Source organism: Synechococcus sp. H60.3 (assembly GCF_047462295.1).
In the GTDB taxonomy this organism is placed as follows: domain Bacteria; phylum Cyanobacteriota; class Cyanobacteriia; order Thermostichales; family Thermostichaceae; genus Thermostichus.
In genome coordinates this window covers 13,231-23,064 of record NZ_JANSIY010000035.1, presented here as the reverse complement: position 1 = coordinate 23,064, position 9,834 = coordinate 13,231, and the positions used below count along the sequence as shown (strand labels likewise).

Sequence of the window (9,834 nt, the reverse complement as noted above, 5' to 3'; positions counted from 1 at the left end):
CTCCACAACAGCCCTCTGCAAGAAAACGGCTACTGCCAGGAAGAGATGAAGATGGTCAACGAGTCCCGCAAAATTATGGGATCCCCCCACCTACGGCTGACGGCTACCTGCGTGCGGGTACCGGTGCTGCGCACCCACGCCGAGGCCCTCAACCTGGAGTTCGAGCAGCCCTTCCCGGTGGAACAAGCCCGACAAATTCTGGCCCAGGCTCCTGGGGTGGTGCTTATCGAAGATTGGGAACGCAACCGCTTCCCCATGCCCATTGATGTAGCCGGCAAAGACGAAGTGGCCGTGGGCCGCCTCCGCCAGGACATCTCCGAGCCCAAAGCCCTAGAGCTGTGGCTGTGCGGGGATCAGATCCGCAAAGGAGCAGCCCTCAACGCCATTCAAATTGCCGAGCTGCTTTTGAAGGACTAACTGCAAGCTGAACACCTTTAGACGCTGTAATCGGCAACGCGTTTTCCGCAGGAGCGGCAGCTCAGTTCCAGAGAGCCTAGCACCAAGACGAGTTTATTGAAAGTGACGAAAAACATTGACACCCGGGTTGTCTGGTGCCTAGCAGGGTAACGAGCTCCAGAGCAGGGATCCCCAGCCTACGACGCTGGTGGGGAAGGTCGCAAGCTGTGCCTCAGCAGCCAAAGAACCATCTTCAGCCGTCGAGGAAAAAGAGCCGGTGGATGGGAATTAACCAGAAAAAGGGGAAAATTAAGAGGCATTGGGCCTTGGCGGAGAGTGGCTTGTGCATCCAATTGCAACGGGATCCCTGGCCAGCTTTGTGGCCGGGTTAGCAACGGGGCTGGGGGCTTTGCCGGCGCTGTTTCTCCCCTCGCTCTCGGCGAGGGTGCAAGGGATCCTGCTGGGGTTTGGGGGTGGGGTGATGTTGGCCGCCACCTCGTTTTCGCTGCTGGTGCCGGGCACCGAGGCGGCGCTGGCACTGGGATATTCCCAGTTGGGGGCGGCCGTGGTGATGGTGGCGGGCCTGTTGCTGGGGGCGATCTTCCTGGAGAGTGCCCACCAGTTTCTTCCCCACGAGCACTTCTTTAAAGGGATCGAAGGGGAGAACCGCGCCCATCTAAAGCGGATCTGGCTTTTTATCATCGCCATTGCCCTGCACAACTTCCCAGAAGGCCTGGCAGTGGGGGTGGGGTTTGCCACCGGCCAAGTCGGCGATGGGTTGGTGCTGGCACTGGGGATCGGCCTGCAGAACATGCCGGAAGGGCTGGTGGTGGCCTTGTCGCTGGTAGGCCAGGGGTACTCGCGGCTATTTGCTTTTGCCATTGCCCTGCTGACCGGGCTGGTGGAGCCCATCGGCGGCATCCTGGGAGCGACAGTGGTTTCTCTGGCGCAGTCCTTGTTGCCCTGGGGCATGGCCTTTGCCGCCGGGGCAATGTTGTTTGTGATCTCAGATGAGATCATCCCCGAGTCGCATCGGCAGGGGCTGGAGCGGGAGGGCACCTTTGGCGTTCTCAGTGGGTTTGTGGTGATGCTGCTGCTGGATATTGCTCTGGGTTAAAAAGGGATCCTGTCCTGACCTGGGTCAAGTCTTGAGGCGAGGTTTTGATGCTGAGCAACGAGCCTTTTCTGTGGCGGGGATCAAGGGAGCACGCCTGCCTGCTGCTCCATGGGTTGGGGGGTGGCGTCTACGAGTTGCAGTGGCTGGCGGAGCGGTTGCTGGCAGCCGGCCTGACGGTGCAGGGGTTTAACTACCCTGGCCACGAGCGTCCAGCACCCCGCATGCCCCCTTCCCGCTGGACCGACTGGTACGGGCGGGTTTTGGAACATTACCTAGCCCTGCGGCAGGAGTACCCGCGTGTTTCGCTGGTGGGGTTTTCCACCGGCTGCCTGTTGGCGCTGCACCTGGCCTTTGCCCATCCTGTCCACAAATTGGTGCTGCTGGCGCCGTTTTTTGCCATTCGCCACCACTGGTACTATCTCTTTCGCCCGGAGCAGTACCTCAACAGCCTGGGCTGGCTCTTGGAAGATGTCCCTCGCTTTCGCCTAGCGATTCGGGATGGCGATGTCCGCGCTTTGGCAGAAAAAGTGGCCTATTTTCGCAGCTTCAATCTGACGGCAGTGCGCAGCGCCCTTGAGCTCATCGAGCGGGTCAAGGGGGAGGTGGCCAGTGTCCAGGTTCCCACCCTCATCCTGCAGCCGCGCCAAGATACGGTGGTGGATCCTGAACAAGCAGCGTGGCTTTATCAAGAACTGGGATCCGCCCAGAAGAGCCTGCATTGGCTGGAGCACTCCGACCACATTCTCACGTTGGACTGTGAGCGGGAGACGGTGTTTGCCCAGGTCTGCGCTTTTCTCACCCAGGATCCCGCTCCAGCCGGATCAGCGTAACCCGTTGCCAGGCGCCACGCTCGTCGTAGTCGCGCACCAAGTGCAGCAGGTGGCGGCCTTCCGGCCCTTCCGGAAACCAGCCTAGGCTGACGGAAAAGCGGCGATCCCGATGCAGGGTAGGGATGGGCAAGGGATCCGGCCCGCCAATCCATAGCCCTCCCGGCAAGGGATCCCAGGGGCTGATCCAGTCTGGTTCTGAAAAGCACACCTCAGTTTCGCTGAGCAGGCTGTCAGTGGCAGAAAAGCTCTGGGCGATCCCCCGCCATCGCCCTTGCAGGGCCAGGCCCAGTTGCGCCCTAGTAAGTGAGGGAAAGTTGGCAGCAAGATCCAGCGCTTGGCCGCGCCGCTCCAAGATGACGGTCACCCCCACCAAGCGGCCCTGGGCGTCCCACTGTTGCACCAGCCGCGCCTTGCGATCCCCCCAGAGGAAGCCCTGCTCGACAGCAAAATCGCCAAATGGCGCCAGTTGCAGCCGCCCGTTGGAAAAGGAGCCATCGGGGAAAAAGCGCAAGCCGGGCGAGAAATCCTGATAAACCCAGCTCTGGTGGCTTTCGGGGGTAGGGGATCCCTCTAGGGGGTAGTAGGCATTGGTTTGGCGGATCCCGCCCAAATCCAAAGCTTCAAAGGTGATGAGGCTGCGCTTTTGGCCCGCCAGCTCCCAGCCATGAGCCGTGGGTCGGTAGTTGGAAAAGAGGCCCTGCCATGTTCCTAGGTGCAAAGCTAGACACTGTCTCTGGGTTTTCATAAAGCGATGGAACTGTTGCGGACGGGGAAGAATCCCCGGGGGAGTACTCTCTCTTTGGCTCGCCGCTTGCCTATGGTTTGGCTAGCTCTGGAGTGGGTGGCAACCCCCAGGGGCTCCTTCGAAGCAACCATTGCGGGGTACTGGCCCTCTAACCAGTTTCCTTAAAGGAGCCTAGAATCCGTACTTCTGGCTCCAGAAGTATTGACCACTGCTGATAAACCTTTTCCTGCGCCAGGCGAATCAGGCGATAGATGTCGCTGGCGCTGGCCTGGCCACAGTTGAGGATGAAGTTGGCATGGCGCTCGGAGATCTGGGCCCCGCCAATCCGGTAGCCCTTTAGACCGGTCTGCTCAATTAACCAGCCGGCAGGGTAGGTTTCGGGGTTGCGAAAGACGCTGCCACAACTGGGTAGATGGTAGGGCTGAGAGCTGAGGCGCTGGTTGAGGTTGCGCTGGGTTTCCCACTGCACCTGGGCCGGATCCCGGCCTGGGAGTAACTGCAGCGTTGCCCCCGTCACCGTCCAGGGCAAGTCTTGCAGGCGAGAGCGGCGGTAGCCAAATTGCAAGTCAGCAGGTTCCAAGCGGCAGGGCTCCTGCTCTTCATCCAAAATCTGCACGTCCACCAGCACATCTGCCATGGCGCGCCCATGGGCGCCGGCATTCATCACCACCGCTCCCCCCAGTGTGCCTGGGATCCCAATTGCCCATTCCAAGCCGCTCCAGCCCCGCTTGGCAGCTACCCGCGCCAGGTTGACCAAAGGTTCTCCGGCAGCGGCCCAGATCCTTCCCCCCTCCAACAGTTGCAGCCCGCGCAAACGCCGGGTGTGGACAACCAGCCCCCTCAACCCCGCATCGCTGATGAGCAGGTTGCTACCTGCCCCCAACAGGGTGACAGGGATCCCTTCGGCCCGCGCCCAGGCCAAACACTGCTGCAGCTCCAGGTTGCTGCCGGGCTCACAATACCACTCCGCCTTGCCACCCACGCGGAAGGTGGTCAGAGGAGCCAACGGGATCCCCGCTTGCATCCGCCCAGAAAGCCGGGCAACGCAGGAGGCATTGGGCACGCAGGGAGCTGTAGTCATGATGCCAATACCTCAGAAGCCCCCATCTCCCCGATCCCATTCTCCGCTTGCCCCGGCAATTTCTCCCCCAAGTCTGCCAGAGGCTGTTCCCCCACCCGAGCCGCATAGGCCCGCATCGTAGCGGCTATCTGCTGATTGAGATCGCCTGCGCCCAAAAAAATGGCGAGATCTCCAGGCTGCAAAACAGAGGCCAACACCTGCGGCAATTCCCGCAAAGAAGACACATAGCGCACCTGGGGATGGTGCTCCGCCACCGCCACGGCCAACCGCAAGCTGTCAGAACGCTCCGGCGCCGGCTCTCCGGCCCCGTATGTGGGCACGATCACCACCACATCTGCATTCTCGAAGCAGCGGGCAAAATCTTGGAACAAGGCGGCCAAGCGGCTGTGGCGATGGGGCTGAAACACCGCCACCACCCGCCGCTGCTGCAGATGGGCCGCCCGCAGCGTGGCGCGAACCTCGCTGGGATGGTGGGCATAGTCGTCGATAAAGGTGACCCCGCCCACCTCGCCCTTGGCTTCAAAGCGGCGCTGCACCCCCCGAAACTGGGCCAGAGCAGAGGCAATCACGGGGAACTCCAAGCCCAACTGCCTCCCGACGGCAACGGCGGCCAAAGCGTTGCTGAGGTTGTGGGATCCCAGTACCTGCAGGCGGAGCTGGCCGAGGAGGGATCCCCTCTCCCAGATCTCGGCGGAGGTAAAGTCCGCGGCATAGACGATCTCGCGCGCCTGGTACTGGGCTTGGGGATGGCCGGCCAGGCTGTAGCCAATGTCCACCGCCAGGTGGGTGGCCACGTTGGGGCAATCTAGGCAAGCCACCAGGGTTTGGCTCTGCTGCCCGTACTGCTGAAAGGCCCGGATTACCTGCTCCAGATTGGCATAGTGATCCGGGTGATCTAGCTCAATGTTGGTGATCACGCCAATCTTGGGGTAAAGCCGCACCAGGGATCCATCCGACTCATCCACCTCCGCCACCAAATATTCCCCCTGGCCCAGACGGGCGTTGCCATCCCAGGCATCCATCTCCCCACCGATAATCAAGGTGGGATCCCAGCCCGCGGCCAGCAGCACATAGCCAATCATGCTGCTGGTGGTGGTTTTGCCATGGGTGCCTGCTACACCAATGCTGGGGCGATGGTTAAACAAGGCGGCCAGTAAATCGGCTCGATGCCAAACTTTTAATCCCTTGTCTAGAGCCGCTGCCAATTCCGGGTTGCTGGGACGGATGGCGCTGGAATAGACCACCTGGGGATCCCCGGCCAAACCCTCTAGAGTGTGGCCCTGAATAAAGCGTACCCCCAAGGCTTCCAGGCGACGGGTACGGCCATTGGCGGCAATATCTGAGCCGGAAACGCGAAACCCCTGCTTGGCCAAAATGTAGGCTAGGGCCGACATCCCCACTCCGCCGATCCCAACAAAGTGGTAAGCCGGCAGTAGCGGCTTTAACGGATCCAAATTTTTGGCAGGCAGAGATGGAGAACGAGCTGGCGCCGGCACAACGGGATCTTCCCCTGCAACTGTTTCCACCATCGCAACTCCACCTCACTCCTCGCACCACACCTAGAAATTGGCACCTGCAGAAGGGCCCCGAACAGGCCAGATCATATCAGGAATCCCTTGGGTTAGGTAGCCGACGGAGGCCGACAACCGAAGATCAGCCGAAGAAAAACAAGTACCCGAAAAATAAACACATGAGAAAAACCTGGACATCCTCGCCCCATAAACTTTACATTTATTAAAGAATTGCAACTGTAACGACCGTCCCCAACCGCAAAACTAAACGGGCAGGGAACGATGAATCAGCGGCTACTCTGGTCTATTGCGGGAGCTGGATTGCTGGCCGGAGCCGGGCTGGCCTGGCTGGGACTGAGCCAGCAGGCGGCCACCCAATCCGTATCAGAAGCAAATGCAGAGGCAACGGAGGAAACGCGGCTACCTCCCCGTATTGGCGCCCTGGGGCGCCTGGAGCCGGAAGGAGAAGTGGTGCGGGTGGCCGGCCCCCCGGGAGAGCGGTTAGGAGAGCTGTTGGTAGCTGAAGGGGATCGCGTGGTGGCAGGCCAAGTGTTGGCGCGACTGGAAAACTATGGCGAGCGCCTGGCGGAGCGGGAGTATGCTGCTGCCCAACTGCAAGAAGCCCGCGCCCGACTAGAGGCCGAGACCCGCTTTGGCCAAGCCCAAGTTGAAGAGGCGCGCACCCGCCTCAACCGTCTAGACGAACCGCAACAGTTGCAGATCCGATCCCAGGAAGCGGTGGTGGAGCGCCTTCGGGCGGAGCTGGCCGATGCTGAGGCCAACCTGGCTCGCTTTCAGACCCTGTGGCAGGAGGGGGCTATCTCCCAGCAGGAGCTAGACCAGAAGGCTCTGCTGGTGCGGCAACGGCAGGAGGACTTGCGGGCCGCTGAGGCCACTCTGGATCAACTGCGCCTGGCCCGCGAGCGGGATCTGCGCAACGCCCAAGCCCAGGTGCAAGCCGCTGAAGCAGGGCTGAGGCGGGCCCAAGCGCAAGTGCAACTGGGATCCCTGGCCCGCAACCTGGAGCTGGCAGAAGCCCGCCTGGAGCGCACCCTCATCCGCGCCCCCCGGGCCGGCCAGGTGCTCAAGATCCACACCCATCCTGGGGAAGTTATCGCTGCCGACAAAGGGATCCTCGAGCTGGGCAACACCGACCAGATGATGGTGGTGGCGGAGGTCTACGAAACCGACATCCTGCGGGTGCGGCCCGGACAACGGGCCACCATCAGCAACCGCGCGCTGCCAGAAACGCTGCAGGGCCGGGTCGAGCGCCTGGGCCTGCAAATCGGCAAGAAAGATGTGCTCAACACCGACCCCGCCGCCGATGTGGATGCGCGTGTGGTGGAGGTGTATATCCGCCTGGATCCGGAAAGCAGCGCCCGCGTGGCTGGCCTGACCAACCTGCAAGTGGATGTGGCCATCGAGGTCGAGGGGTAGGGGGGGGACGATGTCCGGCTTGTTCAGCGTAGCGTTTATCGGGCGCCGCATCCCGTTGGCCTGGCTGCAGTTGACGCGGGAGAAGATCCGCCTGCTGGTGGCCCTGGCGGGCATTGCCTTTGCCTGCATCCTTATGTTCATGCAGTTGGGCTTCCAAGACAGCCTGCTGGAGAGCGCCATCCGCTTCCACGTCGCCCTCAAAGGGGAGATCTTCCTGGTCAGCCCCCAGTCCAACGCCCTCATTGCCATGAACACCTTTTCCCAGCGGCGGCTGTACCAGGCACTGGGCTTTGAGGGGGTACGGGCCATCTCGCCCGTCTATGTAGGCTTTGCCCTCTGGAAAAACCCCCAGACCCGCCGCACCCGCAGCATCTTTGTGGTGGGGGTGGATCCCTCTGCCGACCTGCTGGAGTTGCCGGAGCTGACCCCCGACAAGTTGGAGGAGATCAAGAAGGCGGACGTGGTGCTCTTCGACCGCCGCTCCCGCAGCGAGTTTGGCCCCATCCCGGAATGGTTTGAGTCCGGTCGAGAGGTCTTTACCGAGGTGGGGAACCGCCGCGTCCAGGTGGGGGGTCTGTTTGAGATGGGGGCTACCTTTGGCGCCGACGGCACCATCCTCACCAGCGACCTCAACTTCCTGCGCATTTTTCCCCAGCGGGAGCGCGGCCTCGTGGATATCGGTGTGGTGCAACTGCAGCCGGGGGTGGATCCCCAGCCGTTGGTGCAGCAGATGCGGGCCTTCCTGCCGGAGGATGTGCGGGTGCTGTCGCGGGCAGAGTTTATCGATATGGAGCAAAGCTACTGGGAGGAGGGCACGGCCATCGGCTTTATTTTCGGCCTGGGGGTGGCCATGGGTTTCATCGTCGGCATTGTGATTGTCTATCAGATCCTCTATACCGATGTGTCGGATCACCTGGCAGAATATGCCACCCTTAAGGCCATGGGCTACACGGATACTTACTTGCTGGGGGTGGTGTTTCAAGAAGCTATTTTGCTGGCCGGTCTGGGATATATTCCCGCTTTTGCCCTGGCGGTTTTGCTCTACGATTTGACGGCCAATGCCACGTTGCTGCCAATTGCCATGACCTTCAGCCGGGCGGTGCTGGTGCTGCTCCTGACGGTGAGCATGTGCTTTATCTCAGGGGCCATTGCCGTGCGGCGGCTGCGGGCAGCCGATCCCGCCGATATCTTCTAAAGTTTTGGCAAGGCGTTGCATGGGGGAGGGGGGAATGGATTGTTGAATGGCTTGAACTCAACTGCCCAAAAGCTTCTGGGATCCCTTTAAAGGCCTTCGGCCAAAGGTTTCTGGAGGGTTCAATCGCGGCAGTTCCCACGATGGCCCACGATAAGTTGTCAACCCAAGTTGTTTGAGATTTTGAGTTCCCTATGCTGCCTTTCCTTCTCGATCAAGCCGCCCTCGCCTCCACCCAAAATGCCGTTGAGCCGGTGGTCAAAGCCGAAGGGGTGAACCACTACTTTGGCGAGGGGTCCCTGCGCAAGCAAGTGCTTTTTGACATCAACTTCGTTTTGCAGCCGGGGGAGATCGTGTTGTTGACCGGCCCCTCCGGCTCCGGCAAGACCACGCTGCTCACGCTCCTGGGGGCTTTGCGCTCGGTGCAGGAGGGCAGCTTGCGGGTGTTGGGGCAGGAGCTGCGGGGCGCCCAGCCCAACACCCTCATCCAGATCCGCCGCCAGGTGGGGTACATCTTCCAGGCCCACAACCTGCTGCGCTCCCTGACGGCAGCTCAAAATGTGCGTATGGCTCTGGAGCTGCACAACGGCCTTTCCGCCCAGGAAGCCCAAGAGCGGGCGGAAGCGATGCTGGCGGCGGTGGGTCTCGAGGATCGCGTCCACTACTACCCCGAACAACTTTCGGGTGGGCAGAAGCAGCGGGTGGCCATTGCGCGGGCCCTGGTCAGCCACCCCAAACTGGTGCTGGCCGACGAGCCGACGGCAGCCCTGGACAGCAAGTCGGGCCGCGAGGTGGTGACCCTGATGGAGAAGTTGGCGCGGGAGCAGGGTTGCACCATCCTGATGGTGACCCACGACAACCGCATCCTCGACATCGCCGACCGGGTGCTGCACATGGAGGATGGACGACTGGAGAGCCAGCCCCTTGCCTAGTTTGCCCCGTTGGAGGCGTGGCGGCGGTACCAGTCGATGGTGCGCTGCAGCCCCTCCCGCAGCCCCACCTTGGCCACAAAACCAATCCTCTCACGGGCTTTGGAGATGTCCAGGCAGCGGCGCGGCTGGCCGTTGGGCTTGTCCGTTTGCCAGCGGATCTCGCCGCGAAACTCCATCAGCTCGCAGATGAGGGCAATGAGATCCCGAATGGAGATCTCCTCTCCGGTGCCCAGGTTCAGGGGCTCGGAGCTGTTGTAGAGCTGGGTGGCCAGGAGAATGCCGCGGGCGGCATCTTCGGCGTAGAAAAACTCGCGGGTGGGGCTGCCATCTCCCCACACCTCCACGTAGTTCTGGCCCCGCTGTTGGGCTTCATGCACCTTGCGGATCAAGGCCGGGATCACGTGGGAAGTTTCGAGATCGAAGTTGTCCATGGGGCCGTAGAGGTTCACCGGCAGGAGGTAGATGCCGTTGAAGCCATATTGCTGCCGGTAGGCCTGCAGTTGCACCAGCAAGGCTTTCTTGGCAATGCCGTAGGGGGCGTTGGTCTCCTCCGGGTAGCCATTCCAGAGATCCTCTTCCTTGAAGGGGACGGG

General features: G+C 61.6%; 10 protein-coding genes. 6 read left to right on the top strand and 4 right to left on the bottom strand.

The window, feature by feature from the left end; all coding sequences use genetic code 11:
- The 3 genes from NW841_RS05645 to NW841_RS05635 all read left to right on the top strand — a co-directional run.
- Positions 1-417: aspartate-semialdehyde dehydrogenase (locus NW841_RS05645; RefSeq protein WP_414385746.1), on the top strand; the 417-nt coding region annotated here is incomplete at its 5' end.
- Positions 418-739: 322 nt separating this feature from the next.
- Complete coding sequence (locus tag NW841_RS05640; RefSeq protein ID WP_414385745.1) at positions 740-1,513, top strand: ZIP family metal transporter; 774 nt, start codon at positions 740-742, stop codon at positions 1,511-1,513.
- 47 nt (positions 1,514-1,560) lie between these two features.
- Positions 1,561-2,343, top strand: a complete 783-nt coding sequence (locus NW841_RS05635; RefSeq protein WP_414376990.1) for an alpha/beta hydrolase — start codon at positions 1,561-1,563, stop codon at positions 2,341-2,343.
- Here NW841_RS05635 and NW841_RS05630 read toward each other — a convergent pair.
- The 3 genes from NW841_RS05630 to murC all read right to left on the bottom strand — a co-directional run bounded on the left by NW841_RS05630 (position 2,309) and on the right by murC (position 5,698).
- Positions 2,309-3,088 (bottom strand): DUF3598 family protein, encoded by a 780-nt coding sequence (locus NW841_RS05630; protein ID WP_414385743.1) that lies wholly within the window; start codon positions 3,086-3,088, stop codon positions 2,309-2,311. The two genes, NW841_RS05635 and NW841_RS05630, sit on opposite strands and share 35 nt — an antisense overlap.
- A 148-nt stretch (positions 3,089-3,236) precedes the next feature.
- Positions 3,237-4,169 carry a UDP-N-acetylmuramate dehydrogenase gene (gene murB / locus NW841_RS05625; protein ID WP_414385741.1) on the bottom strand — a complete coding sequence of 311 codons (933 nt, stop codon included), beginning with the start codon at positions 4,167-4,169 and terminating at the stop codon, positions 3,237-3,239.
- Positions 4,166-5,698 (bottom strand): UDP-N-acetylmuramate--L-alanine ligase, encoded by a 1,533-nt coding sequence (gene murC, locus NW841_RS05620; RefSeq protein ID WP_414385738.1) that lies wholly within the window; start codon positions 5,696-5,698, stop codon positions 4,166-4,168. Before murC ends, murB begins: the two co-directional genes overlap by 4 nt.
- 264 nt (positions 5,699-5,962) lie before the next feature.
- On the opposite strand from murC, the gene NW841_RS05615 reads away from it, so the two are divergent.
- From NW841_RS05615 to NW841_RS05605, 3 genes are all read left to right on the top strand, one after another.
- Positions 5,963-7,117, top strand: a complete 1,155-nt coding sequence (locus NW841_RS05615) for an ABC exporter membrane fusion protein (RefSeq protein ID WP_414371883.1) — start codon at positions 5,963-5,965, stop codon at positions 7,115-7,117.
- Between the two features lie 10 nt (positions 7,118-7,127).
- Complete coding sequence (gene devC, locus NW841_RS05610) at positions 7,128-8,312, top strand: ABC transporter permease DevC (protein ID WP_414385736.1); 1,185 nt, start codon at positions 7,128-7,130, stop codon at positions 8,310-8,312.
- Positions 8,313-8,503: 191 nt separating this feature from the next.
- Entirely contained in the window at positions 8,504-9,241 is a 738-nt protein-coding gene (locus NW841_RS05605) for a DevA family ABC transporter ATP-binding protein (protein ID WP_414385734.1), read from the top strand.
- Here NW841_RS05605 and NW841_RS05600 read toward each other — a convergent pair.
- Positions 9,238-9,834, bottom strand: a 597-nt coding sequence (locus NW841_RS05600; protein WP_414385733.1) for an NAD-dependent epimerase/dehydratase family protein, incomplete at its 5' end; no start/stop codon positions are given. The genes NW841_RS05605 and NW841_RS05600 overlap by 4 nt on opposite strands.